This window comes from Streptomyces sp. NPDC018947 (assembly GCF_044390505.1).
Classification (GTDB): domain Bacteria; phylum Actinomycetota; class Actinomycetes; order Streptomycetales; family Streptomycetaceae; genus Streptomyces.
In genome coordinates, this window is the sequence record NZ_JBIRZD010000001.1 from 439,281 (window position 1) to 452,933 (window position 13,653).

Annotated in this window: 15 protein-coding genes; 12 read left to right on the top strand and 3 right to left on the bottom strand. The window is 73.0% G+C overall.

All coding sequences use genetic code 11. The features are described from left to right. Complete coding sequence (locus ACH499_RS01995) at positions 1 to 1,413, top strand: NAD(P)/FAD-dependent oxidoreductase (RefSeq protein ID WP_399013262.1); 1,413 nt, start codon at positions 1 to 3, stop codon at positions 1,411 to 1,413. Between the two features lie 13 nt (positions 1,414 to 1,426). On the opposite strand, the gene ACH499_RS02000 is transcribed toward ACH499_RS01995, so the two are convergent. Continuing rightward, positions 1,427 to 2,887: a regulator gene (locus ACH499_RS02000; protein ID WP_399013264.1), complete on the bottom strand. Its 1,461-nt coding sequence runs from the start codon at positions 2,885 to 2,887 to the stop codon at positions 1,427 to 1,429. A 219-nt stretch (positions 2,888 to 3,106) separates the two neighbouring features. On the opposite strand from ACH499_RS02000, the gene lipB reads away from it, so the two are divergent. From lipB to ACH499_RS02020, 4 genes are all read left to right on the top strand, one after another. After that, positions 3,107 to 3,940, top strand: coding sequence for a lipoyl(octanoyl) transferase LipB (gene lipB / locus ACH499_RS02005; RefSeq protein WP_356197469.1), 834 nt, complete (start codon positions 3,107 to 3,109; stop codon positions 3,938 to 3,940). 86 nt (positions 3,941 to 4,026) lie between these two features. After that, a complete protein-coding gene (gene lipA / locus ACH499_RS02010) occupies positions 4,027 to 4,992 on the top strand; it encodes a lipoyl synthase (RefSeq protein ID WP_356197376.1) in 966 nt (321 codons plus the stop codon). A 272-nt stretch (positions 4,993 to 5,264) separates the two neighbouring features. Beyond that, positions 5,265 to 5,468 (top strand): hypothetical protein, encoded by a 204-nt coding sequence (locus ACH499_RS02015; RefSeq protein WP_356197375.1) that lies wholly within the window; start codon positions 5,265 to 5,267, stop codon positions 5,466 to 5,468. 68 nt (positions 5,469 to 5,536) lie between these two features. After that, the gene (locus tag ACH499_RS02020) at positions 5,537 to 6,238 is read left to right on the top strand and encodes a DUF4191 domain-containing protein (protein ID WP_356197373.1); all 702 of its coding nucleotides are present in this window, start codon (positions 5,537 to 5,539) and stop codon (positions 6,236 to 6,238) included. Between the two features lie 96 nt (positions 6,239 to 6,334). Here the strand turns inward: ACH499_RS02020 and ACH499_RS02025 are convergent, their stop codons facing one another. Next, on the bottom strand, positions 6,335 to 6,802 hold the full coding sequence (locus ACH499_RS02025; protein ID WP_356197370.1) for an RDD family protein: 468 nt from the start codon (positions 6,800 to 6,802) through the stop codon (positions 6,335 to 6,337). A gap of 235 nt (positions 6,803 to 7,037) precedes the next feature. Here ACH499_RS02025 and glnA point away from each other — a divergent pair, with 235 nt between their 5' ends. From glnA to ACH499_RS02050, 5 genes are all read left to right on the top strand, one after another. Further along, positions 7,038 to 8,447 (top strand): type I glutamate--ammonia ligase, encoded by a 1,410-nt coding sequence (gene glnA / locus ACH499_RS02030; RefSeq protein WP_356197369.1) that lies wholly within the window; start codon positions 7,038 to 7,040, stop codon positions 8,445 to 8,447. A 148-nt stretch (positions 8,448 to 8,595) separates the two neighbouring features. Continuing rightward, positions 8,596 to 8,856 carry a hypothetical protein gene (locus ACH499_RS02035; RefSeq protein WP_356197367.1) on the top strand — a complete coding sequence of 87 codons (261 nt, stop codon included), beginning with the start codon at positions 8,596 to 8,598 and terminating at the stop codon, positions 8,854 to 8,856. An 81-nt stretch (positions 8,857 to 8,937) separates the two neighbouring features. Beyond that, entirely contained in the window at positions 8,938 to 9,855 is a 918-nt protein-coding gene (gene htpX, locus ACH499_RS02040; protein ID WP_399013803.1) for a zinc metalloprotease HtpX, read from the top strand. Between the two features lie 4 nt (positions 9,856 to 9,859). Then, positions 9,860 to 10,438: a hypothetical protein gene (locus ACH499_RS02045; protein ID WP_356197365.1), complete on the top strand. Its 579-nt coding sequence runs from the start codon at positions 9,860 to 9,862 to the stop codon at positions 10,436 to 10,438. 76 nt (positions 10,439 to 10,514) lie between these two features. Then, entirely contained in the window at positions 10,515 to 11,699 is a 1,185-nt protein-coding gene (locus tag ACH499_RS02050; protein WP_399013269.1) for a winged helix DNA-binding domain-containing protein, read from the top strand. 135 nt (positions 11,700 to 11,834) lie between these two features. Here ACH499_RS02050 and ACH499_RS02055 read toward each other — a convergent pair whose 3' ends face one another. Then, positions 11,835 to 12,149 (bottom strand): hypothetical protein, encoded by a 315-nt coding sequence (locus ACH499_RS02055; protein WP_356197360.1) that lies wholly within the window; start codon positions 12,147 to 12,149, stop codon positions 11,835 to 11,837. 174 nt (positions 12,150 to 12,323) lie between these two features. Between ACH499_RS02055 and ACH499_RS02060 the strand changes: the two genes are divergently transcribed. Beyond that, positions 12,324 to 12,683 (top strand): arsenate reductase family protein, encoded by a 360-nt coding sequence (locus ACH499_RS02060; RefSeq protein ID WP_399013271.1) that lies wholly within the window; start codon positions 12,324 to 12,326, stop codon positions 12,681 to 12,683. 58 nt (positions 12,684 to 12,741) lie between these two features. Beyond that, positions 12,742 to 13,578 carry a hypothetical protein gene (locus tag ACH499_RS02065; RefSeq protein ID WP_399013273.1) on the top strand — a complete coding sequence of 279 codons (837 nt, stop codon included), beginning with the start codon at positions 12,742 to 12,744 and terminating at the stop codon, positions 13,576 to 13,578. Positions 13,579 to 13,653 lie beyond the last annotated feature (75 nt).

The following is a 13,653-nucleotide window of genomic DNA, read 5'->3' on the forward strand; positions in this document are numbered from 1 at the left end:
GTGCTTGAGCCCGCGTACCAGGCGGACGTCGTCGTCGTGGGGGCCGGGGTCGCCGGCCTGGCCGCGGCGCATCGGCTGACCAGCCAAGGAGTGACGACCACGGTCCTGGAGGCCGCCCATGGCGTGGGCGGCCGGATGGCGACCGAGAAGGTCGACGGTTTCCGGCTCGACCGTATCGGGCGGCTTCTGTCCGCGGCGTATCCCGGACCTCACCTCGCCCCGGGGCTGGACGGCCCGGTGCTGCTGCCGTACGCGCCCGGGGTGCTGCTGCACAGCGAGGGGCGCCGCCATCGCGCGGGCGTCCCGGCGGGCACCCGGGGCGCGAGGAGCGCACGGGGCGCACTCCATGCCGTACGCGCCCTGGCGAGCGCCCCCCGCGCGGTTCCCGCGCCCCGGCGTACGGTTCCCGCTCCACTGGCGCCCGGCGGGACCGTGGCCGTCGCCCGGCCCCGGACGGGCGCCCCGCTCGGCACCGCCGTGGACCAGGCCCGGCTCGGCGCGGCGCTGACCCGCCTCGCGCACACGCCCGTGGAGCGGCTGCTGGCCCGCCCGGAGCTGCCCGCCGCCGAGGCGCTGGCGGCCCGCGGGCTGCCGCCGCGCACGATCGACGGCTTCCTGCGCCCGCTGCTGGCCGCGCTGCTGTGCGATCCGGACCTCACGACCTCCAGCCGGTGCGCCGACCTCGCGCTGCGCGCCTTCGCCGGCGGGCGGCCGGTGCTGCCCGCGGGGGGCGCCGAGGCGGTGCCGGAGATGCTGGCCCGGTCGCTGCCCCCGGGCACCGTGCACACCGGCGTCCGGGTCACCTCGGTCGCCACCAACTCCGTGACCACCGCCGAGCACGGCGTGATCCGCTGCCGGGCCGTCCTGGTGGCGACCGACGCCCGCGCCGCCGCCGAGCTGCTGCCCGGCCTGCGGGTGCCCGACTTCCATCCGGTGACGGTCGTGCACCACACGACCGACGATCCGCCGGCGACCGGCGCGTCCCTGCTGCTCGACGCGGACCGCGGCGGTCCGGTCGCCCACACCGCGGTGGTCAGCCGGGTGGACCCGTCGCGCGCGCCGGCCGGGCGGGCCCTGGTCTCGTCGACGGTCCTCGGGCCGGTGCCGTCCGACGTCGACGCGGCCGTACGCATCCACCTGTCCCGCCTCTACGGCACGTCGACCGCCCGCTGGGAGACGCTCGCCGTGCACCACGCGGCCGAGGCGGTGCCCGCGATGCGCCCGCCGCACGATCCCCACCGCCCGGTGCGGCTGCTGGCCGGCCTGTACGTGTGCGGCGACCACCGGGACACCAGCACCGTCCAGGGCGCGCTGCACTCGGCCGAGCGGGCCTCGGCGGCGATCCTGGCGGACCTGGGGGCGGGGCGGCCGATGCACACGGCCGAGCCGCTCCCGGCCGCGAGCGCCGCCTAGGGCCTGCCTGCGCTCAGCCCAGGGCCGCCACCTTGTCCCGGTAGCCGCGCACCGGGGCCGCGTCGCGGTACGGCTCCAGGCGACGCTCGAAGTCGCGGACGTACTCCGCCGCCCGCACCGACCGCATCTCGGCCGCCTGCCCGGCCGCCTCGGCGGCGAGCCGGCACGCCTGGTCGAGCTCGCCGAGCCCGAGGCGGGCGGTGGCGAGCACGACTCGGCAGAACAGGCGGCTGCGGGCGTAGGCGGGGGCGCGCAGTTGCAGCGAGCGTTCGGCGTGCTGGGCGGCGGCGCGGAACTGCTGGAGGTCGCGGTGGCAGTGCCCGAACTCGTCGGCGAGCTGCGCCTCGTCGAAGAAGCGCGCCCAGTGCGGCACCTCGTCGCCCGGCCGGGCGGACTCCAGGCTGCGCTCGGCCCGCACCAGGGCGGCGGTGCAGGCCCGCACCTCGCCGAGCAGGGCGTGCGCCCGCGCCTCGGCGGCGTGCAGCAGCGTCTGCACGACCGGTGGCACGGAGGTACCGGCGCCCTGCTGGGCGACGCGGGCGAGCTGCACGGCCTCGCGCCCGTGCCCGAGGTAGACGGCTTGGCGGCTCATCGTGACCAGCACGTACGCGCCGTAGGCCCGGTCGCCGGCCGCCTGCGCGAGCCGCAGCGCCTGCACGAAGTAGCGCTGGGCGAGGCCGTGCGCGCCGATGTCGTACGACGTCCAGCCGGCGAGCCGGGTGAGGTCGGCCGCGGCGGCGAAGAGCCGGCGGCCGGTCTGCTCGTCGTAGGTGCCGCGCAGCATCGGCTCCAGCTCGTGCTCCAGGTAGCGCACGAGGGCCTGGCGGGCATGGCCGCCGCCGTACCGGTCGTCCAGGCTGCGGAACAGCTCGCCGACCGAGCGGAGCGCGGCGAGGTCGCCGCCGGTGACCTTCTGGCCCGGCCCGCGCTCGGCCGGCACCCGCCGGCGCACGGGGGCGGGCGGCACCGGGCGGGGCGAGGCGGGGCGCCCCTGGGCGGGGATGCGGACGGGCACCTCGGCGCGGGCCACCTTCTCGTCGGCGCGGCCGATCAGCCAGTCCCGGCTGGGCACGACGAGGCCGGCCGGGGTGAAGGCGATCTTGCGCAGCTCGGCGTGGCTGCCGGAGTCCTTGCGCCACAGCCCGCCCACGATGTCGACGGCCTCCTCCGGGGTGGCGGCGAACTCCAGGCCCGCGTAGACCGGCGCGCAGGCGTCCAGGCCGAGGTCCTGGGCGGTGAGGCGGCGGCCCAGGCGCCGGGTGAACACCTCGGCGATCAGGGCGGGGGTGGTGCCGCGGGGCTGCTGGCCGCGCAGCCAGCGGGTGACGGACGTCTTGTCGTATCTCAGGTCGAGGCCGTGTTCGAGTCCGAGCTGGTCGACGCGACGTGCGAGACCCGCGTTGGAGAACCCCGCTTCGGCGATGAGTGCGGCGAGCTGACGGTTGGGGGTGCGCTGCGCGGGTCGTTCCGTCATGGTGCGGTGCGGTCTCCTGCCTTCCGGGCGATCGATGTCCCGGAGCGCCTGTGAGCAGCCCTTATGGCCTCGTGGACGGCGCGAATGTAGCGCTGAGTAAGCAGTCGGTCGCACACTTCGACAGGCATTCATCCGATCGTGTGAGGATTGCTTGTCGAGCTGACGGGAACGGCCCCCCGGCCGCGGTCCCGAGGCCGGTCGTACAGTGGCGTGGGCACGTTGCGTGCCTTACGACGTTCCAGGGAGGCACTTGCCGTGAGTGAGCTGCGGTTCATCCGAATGGGGTTCGGTGCCGAGCGCGTCGAGTACCAGGAGGCGTGGGACGAGCAGCGCCGGGTACACGCCGCTCGGTTCGCCGACGAGGTGCCCGACACCGTGCTGCTCCTCGAGCACCCGCCGGTCTACACCGCGGGCCGGCGCACCGCCGACGACGAGCGGCCCCTCGACGGCACGCCGGTCATCGACGTGGACCGCGGCGGCAAGATCACCTGGCACGGTCCGGGCCAGCTCGTGGGCTACCCGATCCAGAAGCTCCCGCGCCCGGTCGACGTCGTCGCCCATGTGCGCCGCCTGGAGGAGGCCCTGATCCGCACCTGCGCGGAGTTCGGCGTCGAGACCACCCGGGTCGAGGGCCGCAGCGGGGTCTGGGTGCTGGGCGACCCGGTGGAGCGGCGCCCCGCGCTCGGCGGGCTCTCCCTGGACTTCGACCCGCGGCTGACCGACGAGGAGTTCGACCCGCGGCTGAACGGACCCGAGTACGCCCCGTCCAACGCGGGCCAGCGCCGCGAGGACCGCAAGATCGCGGCCATCGGCATCCGCGTCGCCAAGGGCGTCACGATGCACGGCTTCTCCCTGAACGTGAACCCCGACAACAAGTGGTTCGACCGCATCATCCCGTGCGGCATCCGCGACGCGGGCGTCTCCTCCCTCGCGGGCGAACTCGGCCGTGACGTCACCATCGACGAGGTCCTGCCCGTGGTGGAGCGCCATCTGCGGGACGTCCTCGGGAACGCCGAGCCGAAGCCGAGGGTGATCGAGAAGACGCCGGCCTGAGCCCGGCCCGTCCGGCGCTCGCCGGGCATCAAATCCACGGGCGTACCCTGAAGGTCGCCGAAGAATCAATTGCTAGGGAGCCGGTCGTGTCCGCAGTCGCACCCGACGGACGCAAGATGCTGCGCCTGGAGGTCCGCAACAGCCAGACCCCCATCGAGCGCAAGCCCGAGTGGATCAAGACCCGGGCGAAAATGGGCCCCGAGTACACGAAGATGCAGAACCTCGTGAAGAGCGAGGGCCTGCACACCGTCTGCCAGGAAGCCGGCTGCCCGAACATCTACGAGTGCTGGGAGGACCGCGAGGCGACCTTCCTCATCGGCGGCGACCAGTGCACCCGGCGCTGCGACTTCTGCCAGATCGACACGGGCAAGCCCGAGGCGCTGGACCGCGACGAGCCGCGCCGGGTGGGCGAGTCCGTGGTCACCATGGACCTGAACTACGCCACCATCACCGGCGTGGCCCGCGACGACCTGCCCGACGGCGGCGCCTGGCTGTACGCCGAGACGGTGCGACAGATCCACCAGCAGACGGCCGGGCGGGCCGAGGGCCGCACCAAGGTCGAGTTGCTGGCCCCCGACTTCAACGCGGTGCCGGAGCTGCTGCGCGAGGTCTTCGACTCCCGCCCCGAGGTCTTCGCGCACAACGTCGAGACGGTCCCGCGGATCTTCAAGCGGATCCGCCCCGGCTTCCGCTACGAGCGCTCCCTGAAGGTCATCACCGACGCCCGCGACTACGGTCTGGTCACGAAGTCGAACCTGATCCTCGGCATGGGCGAGACCCGTGAGGAGGTCAGCGAGGCGCTGAAGCAGCTCCACGAGGCGGGCTGCGAGCTGATCACCATCACGCAGTACCTGCGCCCGTCCGTGCGCCACCACCCGGTGGAGCGCTGGGTCAAGCCGCAGGAGTTCGTGGAGCTGAAGGAGGAGGCCGAGCAGATCGGCTTCTCCGGCGTGATGTCCGGCCCGCTGGTGCGCTCCTCGTACCGCGCCGGGCGGCTTTACCGGATGGCCGTCGAGAAGCGCGACACGGTCGTCGCCGGCCAGGCCGTCTGACGCTCCGTCCGCCGCCGCGCCCCGGCGGGCGGCGGGCAGCGTGTGAATTCGCGCACAAGACACTACTCGGCAGTAGTGGCCGGTGAACCGCGGCCCCGACCGTCCTCGCAGATGAGGACACCGGTCGGGGCCGCGGTGCTGTTCCGGGCCGCCGCGCCACCGGTTCATGTGCGTTTGACCGGCGGGTCACGCCCTGGTAACACCAATCAGTGACCCTGGAATCACGCCACGTACACCCGTACCCGGCTCCGTACCGAGGGGGGACCTCCACGATGCAGGCCGCGCCCGTCCGCGCCACCGCCATCCCGTCGTTCACCACGGCCCTGCGGGCCGTCGAGTCGCTGCTGATGGGCAGCGGCCAGCGCACCGCCCGGCGCAACGCCTGGACCTCCGTCCTGGAGGACCGCCGCAGGGCCGAGGAACGGATCGAGACCGAGCGGCTCTGGCAGCAGCAGGCCGTCGCCGGACACCGCTGACCTCCCCCGTCCGGCGGCGCCGGGCACTGCCGTCGTCCGCGCCCCGCGGGGCACGTAGACTTCACGGCATGGCGAGGAAGGAACCTGCAGCGGACGCTGCGAACCCCGGGCGACTGAAGCAGATCGCTCTGACCTACAAGATGACCCGCAAGGCCGACAAGAAGATCGGTCTTGTGCTCGCGGGTGTCGGCATCGTCGTCTTCGGTGTCCTCCTCGCGATCGGTTTCCTGGTCGGTCACCCCATCTATCTCGGCATCCTGGGCCTGCTGCTCGCCTTCCTCGCGACGGCGATCGTCTTCGGGCGCCGGGCCGAGCGGGCGGCCTTCGGGCAGATGGAGGGCCAGCCGGGCGCCGCCGCTGCGGTGCTGGACAACGTCGGCCGGGGCTGGACGACGACGCCCGCGGTGGCGATGAACCGCAGCCAGGACGTGGTGCACCGCGCGGTCGGCAAGGCCGGCATCGTGCTGGTCGCCGAGGGCAACCCGAACCGGGTGAAGTCCCTGCTCGCGGCCGAGAAGAAGAAGATGAACCGGATCGTCGCCGACGTCCCCGTCCACGACCTGATCGTGGGCACCGGCGAGGGCCAGGTCGAGCTGAAGAAGCTGCGCACCACGATGCTCAAGCTGCCGCGCGTCCTGACCGGCCCGCAGGTCACCGCGACCAACGACCGGCTGCGCGCCCTGGGCGACCTGATGAGCAACATGCCGCTCCCCAAGGGCCCGATGCCCAAGGGCATGCGGATGCCGAAGGGCGGCAACCCGCGGCGCTGAGCCGCAACGACTCCACGACGCCGGTACGGCGATGGGGGCGCCCGGATCACTCCGGGCGCCCCCATCGCCGTACCGGTCCGGAAACCGCCTCGGCGCCTAGATGCGGACCTCCACGGTGCGCGCCAGCCGGTCGTGCAGTCCGCGGCCGTCGCGGTCCCAGATCAGCGCCGGGAGCGCGAGGCAGAGCAGGACCGAGCGCAGCAGGGCGCGCGCCGGGCTGACGCGGCCGGTGGACAGCTCGACCACCCGCAGGCCGAACAGGCGCTTGCCGGGAGTGAAGCCGACGGTGCCGACGGTCAGGACGCTGAGCACGAAGAAGATCAGCAGCGCCCAGTTGCCGACCGACTGGCCGTAGCTGCCCGTGATCAGGCCGTAGGCGATCAGGGAGCACAGGGCCCAGTCGACGGCCAGTGCGCCGAGCCGCCGGCCCGGGCGGGCGATGGAGCCCGGCCCCTGCTCGGGCAGACCGAGTTGTTCACCCCGGTAGCCGAGGTCCCCGCCGGCGCCCTCGATGGCCGCGCGCGGCCCGGAGAGCCACGATCCGATTGCTTCCCTGTTGTCCACCCGTCCACGGTACTGCGCCCCTCTTTGTCCCAGGGACACAGGGGTGCGCGGCAGGGGGTGTGACGGGTCCGGATGAGGCATAGGCTGGAACAAAGCCGGTTAACTTCTGCGAAACACATGGGTCACGCCCGAGAAATCCCGCGTCCCTAGGGTCGGGGAAGCGCGTGTGCCACCCGCACTGGCCGCACGAACGATCTACCACCCCGGCGGGACGGTCGGGAGTAGGAGGAGCTGGATGTTCCAGAACGCCGACGAGGCCAAGAAGTACATCGCGGACGAGGACGTCAAGTTCGTCGACGTCCGGTTCTGCGACCTTCCCGGCGTCATGCAGCACTTCACGTTGCCCGCCGAGGCGTTCGACCCCGACGACGAGCAGGCCTTCGACGGGTCCTCCATCCGCGGTTTCCAGGCCATCCACGAGTCGGACATGGCCCTGCGCCCCGACCTGTCCACCGCGCGCATCGACCCCTTCCGCCGGGACAAGACGCTCAACATCAACTTCTTCATCCACGACCCGATCACGGGCGAGCAGTACTCCCGTGACCCGCGCAACGTGGCGAAGAAGGCCGAGGCCTACCTCGCCTCCACCGGCATCGCCGACACGGCGTACTTCGGCCCCGAGGCGGAGTTCTACGTCTTCGACTCGGTGCGCTTCGCCACCCGCGAGAACGAGGCCTTCTACCACATCGACTCCGAGGCCGGCGCCTGGAACACCGGTGCCCTGGAGGACAACCGCGGCTACAAGGTCCGCTACAAGGGCGGCTACTTCCCGGTCCCGCCGGTCGACCACTTCGCCGACCTGCGCGCCGAGATGTCCCTGGAGCTGCAGCGGTCCGGCCTCCAGCTCGAGCGCCTGCACCACGAGGTGGGCACCGCCGGCCAGGCCGAGATCAACTACAAGTTCAACACGCTGCTGGCCGCGGCCGACGACCTCATGCTCTTCAAGTACATCGTGAAGAACGTGGCCTGGCGGAACGGCAAGACGGCGACCTTCATGCCGAAGCCGATCTTCGGCGACAACGGTTCGGGCATGCACGTCCACCAGTCGCTGTGGGCGGGCGGCGAGCCGCTGTTCTACGACGAGCAGGGCTACGCGGGCCTGTCGGACACCGCCCGTTACTACATCGGCGGCATCCTCAAGCACGCCCCGTCGCTGCTGGCCTTCACCAACCCGACGGTGAACTCGTACCACCGCCTGGTTCCGGGTTTCGAGGCTCCGGTGAACCTGGTGTACTCGCAGCGCAACCGCTCCGCCGCGATGCGCATCCCGATCACGGGCTCCAACCCGAAGGCCAAGCGCGTCGAGTTCCGCGCCCCGGACGCCTCCGGCAACCCGTACCTGGCCTTCTCCGCGCTGCTGCTGGCCGGCCTCGACGGCATCAAGAACAAGATCGAGCCGGCCGAGCCGATCGACAAGGACCTCTACGAGCTGGCCCCCGAGGAGCACGCGAACGTCGCGCAGGTCCCGACCTCGCTCGGCGCCGTCCTCGACCGCCTGGAGGCCGACCACGAGTTCCTGCTCCAGGGCGACGTGTTCACCCCGGACCTGATCGAGACGTGGATCGACTTCAAGCGCGCGAACGAGATCGCCCCGCTGCAGCTCCGTCCGCACCCGCACGAGTTCGAGATGTACTTCGACGTGTGATCCGTGCCAGTCCGTGCAGCGCCCCCGTCCCCTGTCCGCAGGGGGCGGGGGCGCTGCCGTTGGCCGGAAAGCTTCACAGCGCGGCGCCGGGGCGGGATCATGGGGTACCTAGACAGGTGTTCGAGTCGGGGACGGGGAGCGTACGGGGATGTCCGAGCGGGACGACGAGGAGCGCGAGTTCGATCTGAAGTGGGCGGACGGTGCCGCGCACAAGGAGCCCTCGGCGCGGGCCCGGATGCTCGCCGCGCGCTGGAAGGAGAACCCTCCCGGACCGGTCCCCTTCCGCGCCGATCCCGAGCACACCGGCTCCCGGCGCCGGTCGTCGTGGGTGTCCACGGCGGTGGTCCTCGGCTGCGTGGCCGCGGTGGTCGTCCTGCTCGGATACATCAACTTCCGGGCGCCCTACTAGAGGGTTTCCGCAGCGTTCCGTTCGCCGTCCGCGGGTGCACACTGGACATCGGGACGGGTGCGCGACTGCGGGGTGATGGAGATGCAGAGCCGCTTCCGGAGCGACCGGCGGCTGACCTTCCGCATGGGGATCACGCTCTTCCTGCTCGGTCTGCTGTACGTGGGGTTCGTCGCGGCCCTGGTCGCGCTGCTGAAGTCGTGGATCCTGGTCGTGGTGATCGTGGCCCTGATCTTCGGGGCGCAGTACTGGTTCTCCGACCGGGTCGCGCTGTTCGCGATGCGCGGGCGGGTCGTGGAGCCGGACGAGTACCCGGGGCTGCACGGGGTGGTCGACCGGCTGTCGGCGATGGCCGACATGCCGAAGCCGGTGGTCGCGGTGTCGGACATGGAGATGCCGAACGCGTTCGCCACCGGGCGGAATCCGGACCACGCGGTCGTCTGCGTGACCACCGGGCTGCTGCGGCGGCTGGAGCCCGCCGAGCTGGAGGGCGTGCTCGCGCACGAGCTGTCGCACGTAGCCCACAAGGACGTCGCGGTCATCACGGTCGCGTCGTTCCTCGGGGTGATCGCGGGCCTGATCGTGCGGTTCGCCTTCTACTCGGAGCTCTTCGGCGGCGGACGGCGCGACCAGAACACCCTGATCGTGTTCGCGGCCGTGATGGGCGTCTCGGCGGCGGTGTACACGCTGAGCTTCCTGCTGATCCGGGCGCTGTCCCGGTACCGGGAGCTGGCCGCCGACCGCGCCGCCGCGCTGCTCACCGGCCGTCCCTCGGCGCTGGCGGCGGCGCTGACCAAGGTGACCGGCGACATCGCCCGCATCCCGACCAAGGACCTGCGCACGGCCCAGGCCTTCAACGCCTTCTACTTCACCCCCGCCTTCGGCGCCGAGCCCGGTCTCAGCCGGTTCTTCGCCACGCACCCCAGCCTGGAGGAGCGGGTCGCCCAGCTCGGCCGGATCTCCGCGGAGCTGGGTGAGGCGGCGACGCCCGGGAAGATCTGAGCCCATGGGTCTGCTGGACATCCTGCTCGGCCGCACGAAGCCCGTCGCGCCCGACCTGGACCGGCTCTTCGCGCTCCCCTCGGCGGCGGTGGGCCTCCAGGCGGCGGCCGGTTTCACGCCGACCGGGCAGGGGGCGGTGTGCTTCGCCACGGTGGAGGGCGCGGCCTTCGAGCAGACGCACCGCGAGGTCAGGGCCCTGCTCGACGCGGACGCCGGCCGGATCCCGGTGGAGCTGAGCCATGACGCGTACGGCTATTCCTGGCTCGTCTCGCACCGCTCCCCCGACCAGTTGCCGCAGCTCGTGAACGATCTGCACGCGGTGAACAGCTCGATGGAGGTCAACGGCTTCGGGCCGCAGCTTCTGTGCTCCCTGGCCGGTTTCCGTGACGACGAGGAACGGCGGCTCGCGCTCGTCTACCTCTACAAGCGGGGCACCTTCTACCCGTTCGCCCCGCTGCCCGGTGACCGGCAGCGGCGGGACAACGCGCTGGAGCTGCGGATCCGGGCGGTGCTCGCCGACGAGCTGCCCGTCGAGGGCGACCTGGGGCGCTGGTTCCCCGTGTGGGGCGCGCCGGGACTGTGACCGGCGCGGGCGCGCGCTGTCAGTGGCCTCGGGCAGGATGGCCGTACCGAGACGCGACGGGCGGGCGGAGGCCGGTATGGGTGACGGACGGCGGCACATCGGGGTGGCGGAGCGGCGGGCCCGGCTGGCGCTGCGGCAGCGGCTGGCGGGAGGGGCGCGGGCGGGGAGCCCCGAGGAGGTCGCCTCGTCGCTGGTCGCGCTGCACGGCACGGACCCCTCGACGGTGTTCCTGGCCGTCGGCGCGCGGCTCGCGGACCCGGCGAAGACGGTGGGCGTGACGGAGCGGGCGCTGTACGAGGACGGGTCGCTGGTGCGGATGCACGGGATGCGGCACACCGTGTTCGTGTTCCCGGCGGAGCTGACGGCCGTGGTGCACGCGTCGACCGGAGTCGTGGTCGCCGCCCGGGAGCGGGCCGCGCTGCTCAGGGACATGGCGGCGGCGGGGGCGCCGGACGCGGCATGGCTGGCGGAGGTCGAGGAGTCGGCGCTGGCGGCGCTGGCCCGGCGCGGTCAGGCGACGGCGGCCGAACTGGCCCGTGACGAGCCGCGGCTGAAGGAGCGGTTCGTGTACGCGGCCGGGAAGAGCTACGAGGGCGTGCACACCGTCTCCACCCGGCTGCTGAAGGTGCTGGGGACGGAGGGCAGGGTCGTACGGGGCAGACCGCTGGGGTCGTGGACGTCCGGGCAGTTCCGCTGGGCACCGGCGCCCGCGCATCCCGAGCTGGACCCGGCCGGGGCGCAGGCGGAGCTGCTGGGCCGGTGGTTGGCGGCGTGCGGGCCGGCCACCGAGGAGGACCTGAAGTGGTGGACGGGGTGGCGGGTGACGGAGGTGCGCCGGGCGCTGGCCGCGGTCGGCGCGCAGGAGGTGTCGCTGGACGAGGGCACGGGGTACGTGGCCGCCGGTGACGCCGGTCCGGTGGCGGCGCCCGCCGAGCCGTGGGCCGCGCTGCTGCCCGCCCTGGATCCGACGGCGATGGGCTGGCGGCAGAGGGACTGGCATCTCTCCCCCGGGCTGCGACCGCTGCTGTTCGACCGCAGCGGCAACGTCGGGCCGACGGTGTGGTGGGACGGCCGCGTCGTCGGCGGCTGGGCCCAGCGGCCCGACGGGGAGATCGTCTGGCGGGTGCCGCCCGGCGAGGGGACCGGGCGCGACGCGGAGGCCGCGATCGCGGCGGAGGCGGAGCGGCTGGCCTCCTGGGTGGGCTCGACCCGGATCACTCCGCGCTTCCGGACGCCGCTGGAGAGGGAGTTGTCGGCGTGAGCCGCGCCGGGCGGCGAACCCGGCGCGGCGCGTGCGCCTGAGACCCTCGGGCCGGAGCAGAGGGTCCGGGGCGTCACCCCGAAGGACGGCACCGCAGGCGCCGGGCACCGACGAGAGACGGCACCCGGCGCCCCGTCACCGTGTGTAGCGCATCAGCGCCCGCACCATGTGGCAGGTCGTGTCCGACGGCGGGTGGACGCCGATCGTCTCAGCGGCGCCGCGTATCGTCTCGTTGCGGGCCTGGTTCGGCAGGTAGACGCCGGAGTCGAGAAGGGCGATGGCGAGCCGCATCGCCTTGAGCCGGCGGTTGTGCGAGACGTACCACTCGCGGGGGCGGCCCGCCGGCAGCGGACGCTTCTCCACGGGCTGGTACGGAAGGTCGAGCAGGACGGGGCGCTTTGCGGTCGACTGGGTGGGCAACGGCTTCTGCTTCAGTGCGGCAGCGGGCACGGACATCCTCCTGTCGTGGTGAGGGCGCCGTCCGGACACCCCGGCGACACCCTCGAACACTGCTTCTATTTTACCGCCCACCACTGACAAAAGCCCCTGGCCACAAGGGCTTTCGGGGTTGCTGGGGCGCACGGGGAGAACGGGTTCTCACCCCCTCGGGCTACCGTGTGCGGCATGGAGATCTGGATCAACCCGGCCTGTTCCAAGTGCCGCAGCGCCGTGAGCCTGCTCGACGCCGAGGGCGCCGACTACACCGTCCGCCGCTATCTGGAGGACGTGCCGAGCGAGGAGGAGATCCGCGAGGTCCTCACCCGCCTCGGCCTCGAACCGTGGGACATCACCCGCACCGGCGAGGCCGAGGCGAAGGAACTCGGGGTCCAGGACTGGCCCCGTGACGAGGCGTCACGCGACCGCTGGATCGGCGCGCTCGCCGGGCACCCGAAGCTGATCCAGCGGCCGATCATCACGGCGGACGACGGGACGGCCGTCGTGGGCCGCTCCGAGGAGGCGGTCCGGGACGCTCTGTCCCGCTGAGCACCGTATTGTCGCGCGCCGCGACTCGGGGCGGCCCCGGCTGTTACCCTGCGCCGCCATGACTCCTGATGATCAAGGGATGCGGTACGGGGCGTACGACCCCCACGCCGCGGCGGCGGCCTGGGCGGCCGAGCAGGACCGCATACGCCGGCGCCGCCGCACCCGCCTCGCGGTGGCCGCGACGACCGGCGCGGTACTCGTCGCGGCGGTGGCCGCCGGTGCCGTGATGTACACCGGCGGCGGCGAGGAGGACACGGCGGCGCCGGCCCCCGGGACGAGTGCCTCGGCCGTCACCGCCCCCTCCGTCTCCGTGACGCTCCCCTCCGACGCGCCCTCCGCGCTGCCCTCGCTGCTCGCCCGCCCGGTGATCCGCCCCGAGCAGGCCTTCCCGACGGCCCGGGTGCGACTGGCCGACGGGTCCCGGTACGAGCGCGTGGACCTGGCGACGACCACCGAGTGCGCCCGGGGCACCTCGGCTGAGCTGGCGGCCCTGGTCGAGCAGGGCGAGGGGTGCCTGCGCCTCACCGCCGCCCTGTTCACGGATGCCGAGCGGCGTTCGCAGGTGACGGTGACGGTGATGAGCTTCGCGCGTGTGGAGGACGCCGCCTCCGTGTTCGGGATGGCGTCGATGGACCCGGTGACGTACCAGGTCGTCTCGCTCGACCCGCCGCCCCGGGCGGGGCTGCCGACGGTGCCGCCCGGCTCGCCCGGCGTCTTCCGGCGGCTGATGACCGTGCGCTCGGTGGTCTTCGCGAACGGCCAGTGGGGCGACGGCGCGCAGACCGGGGAGGCCGCGCTCACCCGGCAGACGGAGGGGCTGCTCCAGTACGTCAACGACGAGGTGGTGGCGTACGAGGACGGAGGGGACGCCGGGGACGGGTCCGGCACGGGCTGACCCACCGCCGGCGGGCTGTGACACGGGTCCGCGGCCACGGTCCTGCCGTTCCCGGCGGGAGCGGCAGGACCCGGC